General features: G+C 65.5%; 14 protein-coding genes. 9 read left to right on the top strand and 5 right to left on the bottom strand.

Annotated features, from left to right (window positions below; all coding sequences use genetic code 11):
- Positions 1-24: 24 nt before the first annotated feature.
- On the top strand, positions 25-2,475 hold the full coding sequence (locus AC56DV_RS14100; RefSeq protein ID WP_496314909.1) for an FtsX-like permease family protein: 2,451 nt from the start codon (positions 25-27) through the stop codon (positions 2,473-2,475).
- A gap of 10 nt (positions 2,476-2,485) precedes the next feature.
- On the opposite strand, the gene AC56DV_RS14105 is transcribed toward AC56DV_RS14100, so the two are convergent.
- Positions 2,486-2,896, bottom strand: coding sequence for a VOC family protein (locus AC56DV_RS14105; RefSeq protein WP_496314910.1), 411 nt, complete (start codon positions 2,894-2,896; stop codon positions 2,486-2,488).
- Positions 2,897-3,321: 425 nt separating this feature from the next.
- On the opposite strand from AC56DV_RS14105, the gene AC56DV_RS14110 reads away from it, so the two are divergent.
- The 3 genes from AC56DV_RS14110 to AC56DV_RS14120 all read left to right on the top strand — a co-directional run bounded on the left by AC56DV_RS14110 (position 3,322) and on the right by AC56DV_RS14120 (position 5,646).
- Entirely contained in the window at positions 3,322-3,777 is a 456-nt protein-coding gene (locus tag AC56DV_RS14110; RefSeq protein WP_496314911.1) for an Ohr family peroxiredoxin, read from the top strand.
- Between the two features lie 80 nt (positions 3,778-3,857).
- Positions 3,858-4,313 carry an Ohr family peroxiredoxin gene (locus tag AC56DV_RS14115; protein WP_496314912.1) on the top strand — a complete coding sequence of 152 codons (456 nt, stop codon included), beginning with the start codon at positions 3,858-3,860 and terminating at the stop codon, positions 4,311-4,313.
- A 34-nt stretch (positions 4,314-4,347) separates the two neighbouring features.
- Positions 4,348-5,646 carry an epoxide hydrolase family protein gene (locus AC56DV_RS14120; RefSeq protein WP_496314913.1) on the top strand — a complete coding sequence of 433 codons (1,299 nt, stop codon included), beginning with the start codon at positions 4,348-4,350 and terminating at the stop codon, positions 5,644-5,646.
- A gap of 296 nt (positions 5,647-5,942) precedes the next feature.
- On the opposite strand, the gene AC56DV_RS14125 is transcribed toward AC56DV_RS14120, so the two are convergent.
- Positions 5,943-6,212 carry a hypothetical protein gene (locus AC56DV_RS14125; protein WP_496314914.1) on the bottom strand — a complete coding sequence of 90 codons (270 nt, stop codon included), beginning with the start codon at positions 6,210-6,212 and terminating at the stop codon, positions 5,943-5,945.
- 128 nt (positions 6,213-6,340) lie between these two features.
- Positions 6,341-6,697, bottom strand: coding sequence for an iron chaperone (locus AC56DV_RS14130; protein WP_496314915.1), 357 nt, complete (start codon positions 6,695-6,697; stop codon positions 6,341-6,343).
- A 120-nt stretch (positions 6,698-6,817) separates the two neighbouring features.
- Here AC56DV_RS14130 and AC56DV_RS14135 point away from each other — a divergent pair, with 120 nt between their 5' ends.
- The 3 genes from AC56DV_RS14135 (at position 6,818) to accD (ending at position 10,026) form a co-directional block, all read left to right on the top strand.
- Entirely contained in the window at positions 6,818-7,621 is an 804-nt protein-coding gene (locus AC56DV_RS14135) for a beta/gamma crystallin-related protein (RefSeq protein ID WP_496314916.1), read from the top strand.
- Positions 7,622-7,732: 111 nt separating this feature from the next.
- Positions 7,733-8,497 carry a substrate-binding periplasmic protein gene (locus AC56DV_RS14140; protein WP_496314917.1) on the top strand — a complete coding sequence of 255 codons (765 nt, stop codon included), beginning with the start codon at positions 7,733-7,735 and terminating at the stop codon, positions 8,495-8,497.
- Positions 8,498-8,568: 71 nt separating this feature from the next.
- A complete protein-coding gene (gene accD / locus AC56DV_RS14145) occupies positions 8,569-10,026 on the top strand; it encodes an acetyl-CoA carboxylase, carboxyltransferase subunit beta (RefSeq protein ID WP_496314918.1) in 1,458 nt (485 codons plus the stop codon).
- Between the two features lie 11 nt (positions 10,027-10,037).
- On the opposite strand, the gene AC56DV_RS14150 is transcribed toward accD, so the two are convergent.
- Both AC56DV_RS14150 and AC56DV_RS14155 read right to left on the bottom strand, forming a co-directional pair.
- Complete coding sequence (locus AC56DV_RS14150) at positions 10,038-10,910, bottom strand: SDR family oxidoreductase (protein WP_496314919.1); 873 nt, start codon at positions 10,908-10,910, stop codon at positions 10,038-10,040.
- Positions 10,911-10,927: 17 nt separating this feature from the next.
- Complete coding sequence (locus AC56DV_RS14155) at positions 10,928-11,860, bottom strand: NADP-dependent oxidoreductase (protein ID WP_496314920.1); 933 nt, start codon at positions 11,858-11,860, stop codon at positions 10,928-10,930.
- Positions 11,861-11,967: 107 nt separating this feature from the next.
- Between AC56DV_RS14155 and AC56DV_RS14160 the strand changes: the two genes are divergently transcribed.
- Both AC56DV_RS14160 and AC56DV_RS14165 read left to right on the top strand, forming a co-directional pair.
- Complete coding sequence (locus AC56DV_RS14160; RefSeq protein WP_496314921.1) at positions 11,968-12,867, top strand: LysR family transcriptional regulator; 900 nt, start codon at positions 11,968-11,970, stop codon at positions 12,865-12,867.
- Positions 12,868-13,096: 229 nt separating this feature from the next.
- Entirely contained in the window at positions 13,097-13,786 is a 690-nt protein-coding gene (locus AC56DV_RS14165) for a choice-of-anchor E domain-containing protein (RefSeq protein WP_496314922.1), read from the top strand.
- The last annotated feature ends 74 nt before the right edge of the window (positions 13,787-13,860 follow it).

Below are 13,860 nucleotides of genomic sequence, written 5' to 3' on the forward strand. Positions count from 1 at the left end.
CGGATCAACTACTTCTTTCCCATCATGACACTGCGGGACTTCCGTATCGGCTGGCGCACCTTGCTGCAAGACCCGGCTTACTCTTTCGTCGTCATCGCCGGGCTGGGCGTCGGGCTGGCTGCCGCGCTGCTGCTGCTCGGCCTGGTGCGTCACTCCTGGCAGTACAACCGCCACATCCCCGGCGTGGAGCAGGTCTACGTGGTAAAGCAGCGCTTCAACGTCGATCCCAAGGCGCCCTGGTTCGACCAGGCGCCGCTGCTGCTGCGCGCCGCCGCCGCCGGCACGCCGGGCGTGGCCGCCGCCACCGGCTACCTGCCCTCGCGCGCGGAAAGCATGGGCCTGACGGTGCGCATCGACGGCCAATTGCGCAAGCTCGACAGCCTGACCGTGCTGCCCGGCTTCGGCGCCATGCTGGGCCTGCAGGCCGTGCAGGGCGACCTGGCCTCCGCGCTGGAGCGCCCGGACAGCTTCGCCATCACCGAGGAAGCCGCGCAGCGCCTGTTCGGCAGCGCCAGCGCGCTCGGCAAGACCATGCTGGCCGAAGGCAAGCTGCTGCGCGTGGGCGCCGTGCTGCGCACGCCTCCCCCCAGCAGCACCATCCCCTTCGAAACCCTGCTCGGCATCCGCTCGGTGCTGGTGGAAGCGGAGGTGCGCGACGAACTGGCCACCGGCTCGCGCGGCTGGTGGGGCAAGATGCTGGTGCGCGTACAGCCCGGCGCATCCGTCCCCGCCGTCACGGACGCGCTGCAGCGCGCGGTGGACAGCAATCCCGGCCTGCAGGCCCAGCCGCCGGAAGTGCGCCAGCGCCTGGGCCAGCGCAAGGTGATGGACGTGGCGCTGGCGCCGCTGCAGGACGCCTATTTCGATACGGACGTGGCGCAGAACTTCGTCGCAGCGTCCGGCCCGCGCGCCCATCCGGCGGCGATTGCCGGGCTGGGCGCCGTGGCGCTGCTGATCCTGGCGCTGGCGGCCGTCAACTACGTGAACCTGGCGGCGGTGCGCGTGCTGCGCCGCCAGCGCGAGGTGGCGATGCGCAAAGTGCTGGGCGCCGGCGCGCGCCGCATCGCGCTGCAGCTGCTGGCCGAGTCCATGCTGGTGGCCATGCTGGCCACCGTCATCGGACTGCTGCTGGCATGGCTGGCGCAGCCGCTGTTCTCCGGGCTGGTGAACCGCAAGCTCGACAGCGTGCTGTCGCCGGGCTACGTGGGCGCCGCGCTGCTGCTGGGCGGCCTGCTCGGCGTGCTGACGGCAATCTACCCGGCCTGGATCGCGCTGCGCGTGCGGCCCAGCCAGGTGCTGGCGGGCCGTGGCGACACCGAGTCCGCAGGCGGACTGCGCACGCGGCGCGTGCTGACCGTGCTGCAAGTGGCCGCCGCCATGGGCCTGGCCAGCGTGGCCGTGGCCATCGCCTGGCAAACCGCGTTCGCCATGCGCGCCTCGCCCGGCTTCGATCCGGCGCCGCTGCTGATCGTCGACCTGCCGGAACCGGTGCGCATGAGCGCCACGGCGCAAAGCTTCGTGGCGGCGCTGAAGGCGCAGCCGGGCGTGGCCGGCGTGGCCATTTCGGAGGACGCGGTAGGGCGCAGCAACGTGTCCTGGTTCCGCGACCTGAAGCGGCTGGACGGCCGCAGCGCCGCCATGGAAATGAAGTCGGTGAGCGCCAACTTCTTCGAGCAGTACCGCATCCAGCCGCAGGCGGGCCGCCTGTTCGATTCCAAGCTGGACAAGGAAGACGACCCGGTGCCGCTGGTGCTGAACGCCATCGCCGCGCGCGAACTGGGCTTTGCGGACCCGGCCGCCGCCATCGGGCAAACCCTGCTGTTCAGCGGCTTCGACAACAAGGTGGTCCACAAGCGCGTGGTGGGCATCGCGCCCGAGTTGCGGTTCCACTCGCTGCGCGCCGCGCCGCGCGCGGTGGCGTATGAATTGTGGACCGCCGGCATCACCCTCAGCGTGCGCGCAGAAGGTGGCAACGGCGCCGCAGCGCTGGAGCCGGCGGTGCGCGCGCTGTGGCCCAAATTCTTTCCGGACGCGATGCTGAAAACCCGCCCGGCCGCCGACATCCTGGCCATCAACTACGCCGACGACGCGCGCATGGCCCGCCTGCTGGCGCTGGCCACCGGCATCGCGCTCGCCATTGCCGCGTTCGGCACCTATGTGCTGTCGGCGCACACGGTGCAGCGGCGCGCGCGCGAGATCGTGCTGCGCAAGCTGTACGGCGCGGGCCGCGGCGCCATCGGCGCGCTGGTGGTGAGGGAAGTGGGCGTGCTGGCGCTGCTGGCCGCGCTGATCGGCCTGCCGCCGGCCGCATTCGCCATCCGGCACTACCTGGCCGGGTACGTCGAGCACGCGCCGATAGGCGGCTGGACCATGCTGCTGGCGCTGGCCGCCACGCTGGCCATCGCCGCCGCCGCCGTGGCCCGCCACGCCTGGCTGGCCATGCGCATGCGGGCGGCGGACGCGCTGCGGGCTTAGGCTTGCAAGCTTAGGCTTGCGGCGGGACGGCGGATGGGTCCATAAACACCAGTTCCCACAGGTGGCCGTCCAGGTCGGCGAAGCCGTGGCTGTACATGAAGCCCATGTCCTGCGGCTCGCGCAGCGTGGCGCCGCCGGCGGCGACGGCCTTGGCGACAGTGGCGTCGACTTCCTCCCGGCTTTCGCAGGACAGGCAGTTGATCACCTGCGCCGATTCGTGCGCCGACGACAGCGGACGGTTGATGAAAGTCTTGAAGAACTCTTCCGTCAGCAGCATGGTGTAGATGTTTTCCGAGATCACCATGCAAGCCCCTTGGTCGTTGGTGAACTGCGGGTTGAAGGTGTAGCCCAGGGCAGCGAAAAAGGTTTTCGAGCGGGGCAGGTCTTTGACGGGCAGGTTGACGAAAATTTGCTTGTTCATGATGTCTCCAGGTTAGGTGGTTCAATGGATTTCGGTGGCTTTCACAGGCACGACGGCCGGCGCCGCCGGGAATCGACATTGTCGCGAAAATATTTTACGGGTGTGTGCGCATCAGCGACGCGCGTGGAGATGCCGCTGCGCGGCTTGAGCATGTATGGTGCCGGTATGTTTCCCGACCGCCGGCGCCGGTAGAGCAGCCATCGAGTGGCGCTGGTAGTGGCCCGTGTTCTTGAGCCGGCTTGCATCGTAGCGCCCGATTGTGACAGGCGTTTGACCGCGTACCTCCCGCATTTAAATCGCAAACGCTTTAATCGGGTCCGAAAATAATTGTTGACAGCTGCTGTTTCGCCGCCTAAGATACACACATCGCATCCGATCTAAACGAGTACGATACAAATCTCACTCACATTTGAAGAGGAAACATCATGAGCAAAATCACCAAAGTCCTGGTCACCGGCAAAACCCGCACCACCGGCACCGACGCCGCCATCTTCTCCGGCAACCACGAAGGCAAGCTGGACATCCACCTGACCACGCCGGGCAACCCAGGCGCCCCGGAACACCGCTTCAACGCCGTGGAAGCCCACCCGACCGCCGAGCAGCTGTTCGCCGGCGCCTGGTCGGCCTGCTACAGCGCGGCTGTGGGCATCTCGGCCAAGCAGCTGAAAGTGGCGCTGCCGGCCGACACCGCAGTGGAAATCGAAGTGGACCTGGGCCTGGGCGGCGCCGCCTACTTCATCCAGGCCCGCATCAACCTGATCGTGCCCGGCCTGGATGCCGACGTGGCCGCCAAAATCGCCCATGCCGCCGATGCCATCTGCCCCTACTCGAAAGCCACCAAAGGCAACATCGACGTGGCAATCAACGTTGTGACCGCCTAAAACTTTGACATACATATCGCATGCGATGCAAACGCATGCGAATCAAACCAGATCGAACAACCACATTTAAAGGAATTATCATGAGCAAAATCACCACAGTCCTGACCACCGGCAAAACCCGCACCACCGGCACCGACGCCGCCATCTTCTCCGGCAACCACGAAGGCAAGCTGGACATCCACCTGACCGCGCCGGGCACCCCTGGCGTGCGCGACTACCGCTTCGACGCCGTGGAAGCCCACCCGACCGCCGAGCAGCTGTTCGCCGGCGCCTGGTCGGCCTGCTACAGCGGCGCGGTCGGCATCGTCGCCAAGCAAATGAACGTGACCCTGCCTGCCGACACGGCAGTGGAGCTGGACGTGGATCTGGGCCTGGGCGGCAACGAGTACTTCATCCAGGCCCGCATCAACCTGATCGTGCCCGGCCTCGACCCGGAAGTGGCCACCGCCATCGCCCACGGCGCCGACGCCATCTGCCCCTACTCGAAAGCCACCAAGGGCAATATCGACGTAGCACTGAACGTCATTACCGCGTAAGCCCAGGACGCCCACCGCCCATCAGGAGAACAACATGAGCATCCGCCGCAACTTCTTCAAGACCGCCGCCAGCCTCGCCGTGGCCGCCGCCTTCACCTTCGCGCCTGGCTTTGCCGGCGCGGCGCTTGCTGCGGCGCCAGCCGCCGCAAGCGCCGACGTCAGCCAGATCCGTCCCTTCCGCATCGACGTGCCGGAAGCGCAACTGGCCGACCTGCGCGCGCGCATCAAGGCGACGCGCTGGCCGGACCGCGAAACCGTCACGGACTCGACGCAAGGCGTGAAGCTGGCCACCGTCCAGGCGCTGGCCGACTACTGGGCCACCGGCTACGACTGGCGCAAGGTGGAAGCCAGGCTGAACGCCTTGCCGCAGTTCGTCACCAAGATCGACGGCGTGGACATCCACTTCATCCACGTGCGCTCCAAGCACAAGAATGCACTGCCGCTGATCGTCACGCACGGCTGGCCGGGCTCGGTGGTGGAGCAGCTGAAGATCATCGATCCGCTGGTCAACCCGACTGCGCACGGCGGCAAGGCGGAGGACGCGTTCGACCTGGTGATCCCGTCGCTGCCGGGCCATGGCTACTCGGGCAAGCCGACCGAAACCGGCTGGGGCCCGGACCGCACCGCGCGCGCCTGGGCTGAACTGATGACGCGCCTGGGCTACAAGAAATACGCGGCGCAGGGCGGCGACTGGGGCGCCATCGTGACCGACCTGATGGCGGTGCAAGCGCCGCCGGGACTGATCGGCATCCACACCAATATGGCCGGCGCGGTGCCGAAAGACATCGACAAGGCGCTGTGGGCCGGCAACCCTCTCCCGGCCGGCCTGAGCGCCGAGGAAAAAAGCGCGACCGACCAGCTGACCTATGTGTACGACCACGTGGCCTACGCCCGCCTGATGGGCTCGCGTCCCCAGACCCTGACCGGCCTGACGGACTCGCCGGTCGGCCTGGCGGCCTTCCTGCTGGACCACGACGGCCCCAGCCAGGAACTGATCAGCCGGGTGTTCAACGGCAAGACGGAAGGCCTGACGCGGGACGACGTGCTGGACAACATCACGCTGTACTGGCTGACCAACACGGCGGTGTCCTCGTCCCGCTTCTACTGGGAAAACAAGCATCCCTTCTTCGCCGTCAAGGGCGTGAAGATCCCGGCCGCCGTAAGCGTGTTCCCGGACGAGCTGTACCAGCCGCCGAAGAGCTGGGCCCAGAGCGCGTACCCGAACCTGGTGTACTACAACAAGCTCGACAAGGGTGGCCACTTCGCGGCATGGGAGCAGCCGGCGCTGTTCACGCAGGAAGTGCGGGCCGGTTTCCGTCCGCTGCGGAAGTAACACTCGGCAAACAGCCAGCGTCCGGCCCCGCGCGGGCCGGACCTGCAGCCATCATTGATCTTCCAGCAGCCAATGGCCCGTACTCGACCATCCGAGAAAACGGCGCGCGCCTTTTCTTGACGCTTCTTCACCGTCGAGCGAAACACCCTCTGCGGCCAGATGCAAACCGTTCAAGGCAGGGGAGAAGCGGCGCTGAAATGCGTCCGGCTGTGCGCGAAGTGCGCGGACGACCAGCGCAGAAACTCCGACAAGCCGGCAGGCGCCAAGCGATTGGAGCTGAATACGGCGTGCCGCAACTACAACTCGCAGTGCGGCGGGAAGTCGGCCAGCTTGTAGCCGTCGACTTCGACCAGGCGGTCCAGCCGCAGCGTTTCGCCCGAACTCAGTGTCAGGTAGTCTGCGCCTTCGCGTGCGAATACATCTTTGATGACGGCGCTGCGCTGCTGCGGCGCGCCGTCTTCGTCGAGGTAGCTGACGGCGGCCTGCTTGCGCAGGGTGGCAAGGTCCTCCAGCCGGTCGTGGAACTCGCAGCTGACGGGGATGTAGTCCGATCGGGTGCTGGGCATGATGATGGCTCCTGGCTGTTATTCAGTCGTTTTCGGTAATGATAGCGCGCCGGCGTCGTGCTGCTCGCCGGGGCCGATGTCAAGAGGAAAACCGGGAGGCGGTGCCGGCAACCCGGCTTTGAATACAGCTACCCAAGCTCCGCCAGCCTGGCGCGGACCAGATCGCGCACCAGGTCCTTGTCGATTTCCCAGTCGATTGGGATTTGAAAGCAATTCTTGAACACCACGAAACCGCGCAGCCGGTCTTTGAAATCTTCCACGACCCAGATGCTCCAGGGGGCAAAGGTCAGGTGGTGCTTGTAGGCGGCCAGGCCCGCGACATACTGGCCCTTGCGGTGAATGTTGGGCACGTTCCAGGAAATCTTCGCTTCCAGCTCCGGGAATTCCGCCAGGATGAAACAGATGACGGCCCGGATGGTCGCGGCCTTGACCGGCTCCAGCGCAGCCAGGTATTCCTCGACGGATGTGTATTTCGGTGCGCTCATGCTTACTTTTTACACAACAGCACCGGCAAACACAAGAGAGCGCTGCCGCACAGACCAACTGTTTGTTATCGGGTAGCTTGATGATATCGGGCTGTTGAGCCTGCTGACTTGGAGACCATCATGAAATTCCCATTAAAAACAACGCTCGCGGCATGCACCATGCTGCTTGGCGGACAAGCAATGGCTCAGATCACGCTGTACCAGGGCGAAGGCTGGCGCGGACGCGCCGTCTCCATCTCCACCACGGCGGACGACTTGCGCCGGGCCGGCTTCAACGACCGCGCCTCGTCGGCGGTGGTGGAAAGAGGCCGTTGGGAGGTGTGCGAGGACGCCGGCTTCCGTGGCGAATGCCGCATCCTGAAGCGCGGCAGTTACGACTCGCTGGCCGGCATGGGCTTGGACAACAGCATTTCGTCGGTGCGCCAGGTGCGCGGCAACCGCCGCTTCGATAACGAAGCCCCGGCACCGCAGCCGCGCGCCAGCTACGAATACCGCCAGCGTCCCAACGAACGCATCTACGAGGCACGCGTGACATCGGTGCGTGCCGTCGTGGGGCCGCCGGAGCAGCGCTGCTGGGTTGAGCGCCAGCAGGTGCAAACACAGGACAACCGGCCCAACGCCGGCGGCATGCTGGCCGGCGCCATCCTGGGCGGCGTGCTGGGCCACCAGGTGGGCGGCGGTTCGGGCCGCGACATCGCCACCGTGGGCGGCGCGCTGGCCGGCGGCGCCATCGGCGCGAACGCCGGACGCGGCGGCGGCAACACCTACGGCCAGGACGTGCGGCGCTGCGAAAACGTGGCCAACGCCACGCCGCAGTACTGGGACGTGACTTATGTGCACCGGGGCGTGGAACACCGCACCCAGCTGGCTTCCGCGCCGGGCGAGTACATTCCCGTGAACAGGGACGGCGTGCCGCGCATGTAAGCCGGCGCGCGCCGACGGAACCGTCGCTGGCCTGGGGCAGCCGCGACGGTTTGTCCATGGCATCGTCCATGCTGTAGAGTAATGGTTGTCATTACTCAATAACCGATAGCCATGCGCCGCCTCCTGCTGCCCCTGCTGCTTGCCGCCGCCTGCGATGCCCACGCACTCAAGGTGCGCATGTGCACCCTCGACCACCCATTCCCGCCGCACACCATGCCGGACGGCAGCGGCCAGGCCCAGGAGCTGCTGCGCCAGGCCGGCAAAGAGGAAGGCATCGCCATCGAGAATAGCTTTGCTCCCCGCTTGCGCTGCATTGCCCAGCTCAAGGCTGGGGAGGTGGATGCGCTGCTGTCGGCCTTCCTGCCGGAACGCATGGCGTACGGCGCATTTCCGATGGCGGGCGCGGTCGCGGACCCGTCCCGCGCGGTGAGCGTGGTGCGGTTCGTTATCTACCGGAAGAAGGGCGGCAAGGTGCAGTGGGACGGCGCAGCCTTCACTGGCCTGGACCAGCGTCCTATCGGCCTGCAGGTGGGGCTGGCCGTCTCCCAGCGACTGCGCCAGACCGGCGTGACGGTGGACGAGGGCGCCAAGACCATCGAACAGAACCTGCAAAAGCTGGTGGCCGGCAGGGTGCAGGCGGTGGTGGCGCTGGAGGGCGAATCGCAGCCCCTGATCGACCGGGTTTTCGCCGACCGCATCGAAGTGCTGCCCAAGCCGTTCGATGCAACGCCGATCTACTTGCACGTCCATCCCGCCTACTACGCCGAGAACCGGGCGGCCATCGACAAGCTCTGGAACGCCGTGCGGCGCACGCGCGAATCCGTCCCTTTCCAGCAATACCAGAAGCAGTACAGGCCGAAGGCTGCAAGCGAGTGAAATTCCGCTTGAACCTGACGTAAGGTGAGGATTTAGGATGCTCTGCATGACCAAACCATGCGAGCGAACCTATGAGTTGGATTGAAAAGCTGCTGCCGCCGCGCATCAAGAGCGGCAGCGCGCGCCAGGCGGTGCCGGCGGGCCTGTGGCTCAAATGCCCGGCGTGCGACGCGGTGCTGTACCGCGCGGACCTGGAAGCCAGCCTGCACGTCTGCCCCAAGTGCAGCCACCACATGCGGATCGCCGCGCGCGCCCGGCTGGACGCCTTGCTCGACGCCGGCGGCCGCTACGAAATCGGCCAGGAAGTGCTGCCGGCCGATACGCTCAAATTCAAAGGCAGCAGGAGCTACACCGAGCGCCTGAAATCGGCAATGGAAGCCACCGGAGAGACCGACGCCATGATCGTCATCGGCGGCACGATGCTGTCCGTGCCGGTGGTGGCGGCCTGCTTTGAATTCGACTTCATGGGCGGCTCGATGGGGTCGGTGGTGGGAGAGCGCTTCGTGCGCGGCGTGCAAGCGGCGATCGACCAGCATGTGCCCTTTATCTGCATTACCGCCAGCGGCGGCGCGCGCATGCAGGAAGGCTTGCTGTCGCTGATGCAGATGGCGAAGACCACCGCCATGCTGGCCAGGCTGGCGGAGAAGGGGCTGCCGTTCGTGTCGGTGCTGACCGATCCGACCTCCGGCGGCATCTCGGCCTCGTTCTGTTTTCTGGGCGACCTGGTGATCGCCGAGCCGAAGGCGCTGATTGCCTTTACCGGCGCGCGCGTGATCAAAAGCACGCTGGGCGTCACGCTGCCGGAAGGCTATCAGCGGCCCGAGTTCCTGCTGGAGCGCGGTGCCATCGACATGATCGTCGACCGGCGCGACATGCGCACCGAACTGGCGGCGCGCTGCGGCCTCACGGTGCGCGCGCTGCACCACTACGACAGCATCGGTTTGCTGCGGCCATCGGGGCGCGCCGATTCCGGCCATCGCCTCTACAACCGGGACGACGCCGCGCGCCTGCACCAGATCCTGGCGCTGCGCAAATTCGGCATGCCGCTGGCGGATATCGGCGCCTTCCTGGCCAGCCCGGATGCGTCGTTCGCAGACATCGTCGCGCAGCAGATCGAGGCGCTCAACCGGCAGATCGCGCAAGCGTCGGCGCAGCGGCTCACGCGCATCACGCCGGAGCTCAAGCAGTACGTGGGCGCAGCGTTCGGCGCGCACCGCCTGGCGCTGTATGCGAAGTATCTGCATGCCGACGAAGTTCAGCACATGCGCGAGCACGGCGGCAAGCATCTCCGCGAGTGGATGGGGCTGATCGTAACGGTACACCGCCACATGGCCAGCGGCGTTGCTGCCACGGACGCGTCATCGCGGACGCTGGCCTGTGAATGGATGAGGCTATTCCGTCTGCGTGCCGGCGGCGACCCCGCCACGCTGGGCAGGATCCGCATCGCCCACGAGCGCGAGCCGGCGCTGCTGACGGGCACCTGGGTCAGCGCGGCCATGCTGGACTACCTCCGCGCCGCTCAGGCTTGACCGGGGCCCGCTCAATTCACTGCGGGCGTCAGATCCGCGACGAAGTCGCGATAGCAGCGGAGAGGACGGCCCAGGAGCGCGGTCAGGCGCGCGGTATCGCCAGCTTCAGGGACCATGCCCTCGGTGAGAAAACGCTCGCTCATCAGGCGCATGTCGAAGGCCATCCAGCTCGGCATGAACTGCCGCAGGTTGTTCTCGAACCCGGCGGTGTCGTCGCCCGGATAGGCGATCGGACGGCCCAGGACTTCCGTCCAGATCGCGGCGACGTCCGCGCCGGTGAGCGTGTCCGGGCCGACGATGTTGATCCTGTCGAGCGGGAGGGGGGCCGAAGCCTGTTCGCGACGGATGAGTTCAATCGCCGCGACTTCGGCAATGTCGCGCGTGTCGGCCATGGCAAGGCCCTTGCTGCCGATCGGCATGGGGTAGACGCCGTATCCGGTCACCACGTCCTTGATCGTGAGATCGTTGCTCATGAAGTAGGCGGGGCGCAGGATGGTGGCATTCAGCCCCATCTGCTCGATCATGCGCTCGACGGCGAACTTGCCCGCAAAGTGCGGCACGTTCACGTAGCGGTCGCTATGCATCACCGACAGGTAGACGATCCGCTCGATGCCGGCTTCGCGGGCGGTATTCAGCGCGACCAGCGCCTGGGTGAATTCGTCTGGCACCACGGCGTTGAGCAGGAACAGCGTCGAGACGCCAGAGAAGGCGCTACGCAGCGAGTCGACGTCGAGCATGTCGCCCTGGACGGCGCCGACGCCAGCCGGGAAGTTGGCTTTCGAGGGATCGCGGACGAGCGCGCGCACATCGGCGCCGCGTTTGACGAGTTGTTCAACAACCTGGCGGCCGACAGTGCCGGTGGATCCGGTAACGAGTATGGTCATGATCATTGCTCCTTGGTTCAGGGATTAAATGCCACTACGGTCTTGCCGAGTTGTGGCTGGGTTCTGTTGCGTTCGATTGCCGCCGGCAGTTCTTCAAATGGCACGACGGCGCCGACCTTGGACTGCAGGCGGCCGTGCGCCACGTCCTCTGCGATCGCTTGCAGGCGCGCGGCATCGGGCGTGTTCATGAACCAGAGACCGCGCCGTCCCGCAGGCGTGCCCGCCAGGATGGCGGGCGATGCGGTACTGACGATGGCGCCATCTTCGGCCAGCACGGACCACGAGCGGCTCAGCACCTCGCCGCCAACGTAGTCGAGCACCAGGTCGATATCGCTCACCAGGCTTTCGAACCGTTCCTTGTCATACGCGATGACGTGGTCCGCACCGAGGCTGCGGACATAGCCGGCGTGGCTGTCCAGGGCGGTGGCATACACCACGGCGCCTGCCTGGTGGGCGTACTGCACCGCGAAGCCGCCCAGTCCGCCGGCCGCGCCATGGATCAGGATGCGCTGCCCGGCACGGACAGGGCCGGCAAAATTCAGGCTTTGCCAGGCGGCCACCGAGGCCACGGGCAGCGCTGCCGCTTGCACGAAAGTCAGCGCGCCGGGCATCGGGCTGAGATTGGCCTCGTTGACCGCTACCAGGTCGGCGTAGGCGCCCAATACGCCGGGCGCGCCCATTACGCGATCGCCCTTGCGCAGCCGGGTGACGCCCGCGCCCACCGCTTCGACGACGCCGGCCAGCTCGATGCCGAGGACGGCCGGCAATTGCAGCGGAAACGCATCCCGCACGTTGCCTTCGCGGACCTTCCAGTCCAGTCCATTGACGCCCGCGGCGTGGACGCGGACCAGCACCTGGCCCGTTCCCGCCACCGGCGCTTCGATCGACGAAATCTTGAGGGCGCCGGGGCCGCCATATTCGCCCAGTACAAGTGCACGAACTGTATTCATAAGAAACACCTTTAAGGTTTGGGTTGCGTAGGACCTAACAATAGGGTGTTTCAAATCTAATTCAAAGACTATAAAATCTAGATACTCTGTATCAAAATTGAGACGCCATGGATCTGAATGCACTTGAAGACTTTCAACTGGTCGCCGCTCACGGCGGTTTTGGGAAGGCCAGCCGCGCCAGCGGCAGGTCCAAGGCGACCTTGTCGCGGCGTGTCGCCGACCTGGAGGAAGCACTGGGCATCCGGCTCATCGAGCGGGGTACCCAGCGCCTGGAACTGACGGAAGCCGGCCGCCTGCTGCTAAGCAGGACCGAGGGGCCGATGCACGAAGTTGCCGAAGCGGTAGCGGCGGCGCGCGACAGCCTTGCCACGCCGCGAGGCCGTCTGCGGGTTGCGGCACCGCTTCTGTTTTCGCAAGTGGCGCTCGGACGGATTGCTGCAGGGTTTTTGGCGAGTTATCCGGAAGTACAGATCGAGGCCGTGGCCGAAGATCGTCTGGTCAATCTGGTTGACGAGCACTTCGATGTTTCCATCCGTATCAATCCCAGCAAGGACAGCACGCTGGTTGGCAGGTGTTTTGCCAAAGACCGCCTGGTGCTTGCGGCCGCACCATCGGTCCGGATGCCGACAGGCAGTGGCGACCAGCCTTTCCGGGTACCCGCCGTCGTCACGCCAAGCTATCGCGACGGCGATGTCTGGTCGGTGCGCAATGGCCAGTTCACCATCGCGCCGCAACCGGTTCTGCGCCTGTCATCGCTGCTGATGGTGCGCGACGCCATCGCTGCCGGCGCAGGGGCGGCAATGCTGCCGCAGTCCATCATCGGCAGCCAGCTTGAAAAGGGCGAGCTGGTGTCGTGGGGCATTGCGGGCGACGAAGTCGAGCTGTGGGTCCTGCACACGTCCCGCCGCCTGCAGAGCCCCAAAGTTCGCGCTTTCGTGGAATTCATGTGCAAGCAGTACCCCGGGGGATCATTCCATTCAGGTCCGATCGGCACTGGGGCTGCCTGAAACCTGGCAAAGGGGGAGCGGCACTGTCGGCAAATTTTACATCGGCAGAGGTCATATAACTTGCGATAGAGTTAAGTCTTTGTTTTTACTCAAACATTTCATTCTGGCATGAATTGTGCTCTTCGGTAACGGATGTATTCGTTAAGAATTAGATTTCCGGACGACTTCGCTTCCATAACGATACAGCCGTAGCACATCCCGACAATTTCTACTCAGCCAGAGAATTATCTTGAAAAAAATATTTGCCGCATTGGCGATCGCCGCCGCCCTGACCCCGCTTACCAGCGCCCAAGCCTCCACCATCAGCTTCTCCAACAGCAAATCCATCGCCACCACGAACTGGTCCGACGCCCTCAGTTTCGGCAAATTCGACACCAGCCTGGGCACCCTGACCTCGATCAAGTTCGACCTGAGCGGCTTGGTCCAGGGTTCGGGCAATGCGGAGAGCCAGGACGCGGCCGCTTCCGACGTTACCCTGAGCCTGGGTGCGCTGCTGGGCCTGACCCGTCCAGACGGCAGCACGCTGGTGGTGACCAACCCGCTGTTTAGCCAGGTGTTCAATTTCAGCGCCTTCGACGGCGTCATCAACTTCAGCGGCACCTCCGGCGGCAGCACCGGCGTTGTTTCGGCCAACGGCTCGAACTTCTTCGTCAGCAGCAGTGCCAGCGATTTCTCGCTGTTCTCGGCCCTGGGTGGCGGTACCATCAACCTCGGCCTGAACGCCGTCGGCAATTCGAGCGGTACCGGAGCCGGCAACCTGCTGACCCAGTTCAATACCGCCGCATCCGGTAACGTGCTGGTCACCTACACCTACACGCCAACCGGCGAAGTACCTGAGCCGGCAACCCTGGCGACGCTGATCGCCGGTCTGGGCCTGATGGGCGCCGTCCGCCGCCGCGCAAAGAAGAACGCAAAGTAACGGAACGCCTTTAAGGGCTGGCCGCAATGGCTAGCCGTGGATAAAAAAAGCCGTCTTACCGAACTCAATCGGTA

Source organism: Massilia sp. BGA-UO-ETr-WB1 (assembly GCF_059567845.1).

Excerpts from the sequence above, each read along its gene's own strand:
- AC56DV_RS14155 (WP_496314920.1), bottom strand. The coding sequence starts at position 11,860 with ATGAATACAGTTCGTGCACTTGTACTGGGCGAATATGGCGGCCCCGGC.
- AC56DV_RS14130 (WP_496314915.1), bottom strand. The coding sequence starts at position 6,697 with ATGAGCGCACCGAAATACACATCCGTCGAGGAATACCTGGCTGCGCTG.
- accD (WP_496314918.1), top strand. The coding sequence starts at position 8,569 with ATGAGTTGGATTGAAAAGCTGCTGCCGCCGCGCATCAAGAGCGGCAGC.
- AC56DV_RS14160 (WP_496314921.1), top strand. The coding sequence starts at position 11,968 with ATGGATCTGAATGCACTTGAAGACTTTCAACTGGTCGCCGCTCACGGC.
- AC56DV_RS14135 (WP_496314916.1), top strand. The coding sequence starts at position 6,818 with ATGAAATTCCCATTAAAAACAACGCTCGCGGCATGCACCATGCTGCTT.
- AC56DV_RS14115 (WP_496314912.1), top strand. The coding sequence starts at position 3,858 with ATGAGCAAAATCACCACAGTCCTGACCACCGGCAAAACCCGCACCACC.
- AC56DV_RS14110 (WP_496314911.1), top strand. The coding sequence starts at position 3,322 with ATGAGCAAAATCACCAAAGTCCTGGTCACCGGCAAAACCCGCACCACC.
- AC56DV_RS14100 (WP_496314909.1), top strand. The coding sequence starts at position 25 with ATGACACTGCGGGACTTCCGTATCGGCTGGCGCACCTTGCTGCAAGAC.
- AC56DV_RS14150 (WP_496314919.1), bottom strand. The coding sequence starts at position 10,910 with ATGACCATACTCGTTACCGGATCCACCGGCACTGTCGGCCGCCAGGTT.
- AC56DV_RS14120 (WP_496314913.1), top strand. The coding sequence starts at position 4,348 with ATGAGCATCCGCCGCAACTTCTTCAAGACCGCCGCCAGCCTCGCCGTG.
- AC56DV_RS14125 (WP_496314914.1), bottom strand. The coding sequence starts at position 6,212 with ATGCCCAGCACCCGATCGGACTACATCCCCGTCAGCTGCGAGTTCCAC.
- AC56DV_RS14105 (WP_496314910.1), bottom strand. The coding sequence starts at position 2,896 with ATGAACAAGCAAATTTTCGTCAACCTGCCCGTCAAAGACCTGCCCCGC.
- AC56DV_RS14140 (WP_496314917.1), top strand. The coding sequence starts at position 7,733 with ATGCGCCGCCTCCTGCTGCCCCTGCTGCTTGCCGCCGCCTGCGATGCC.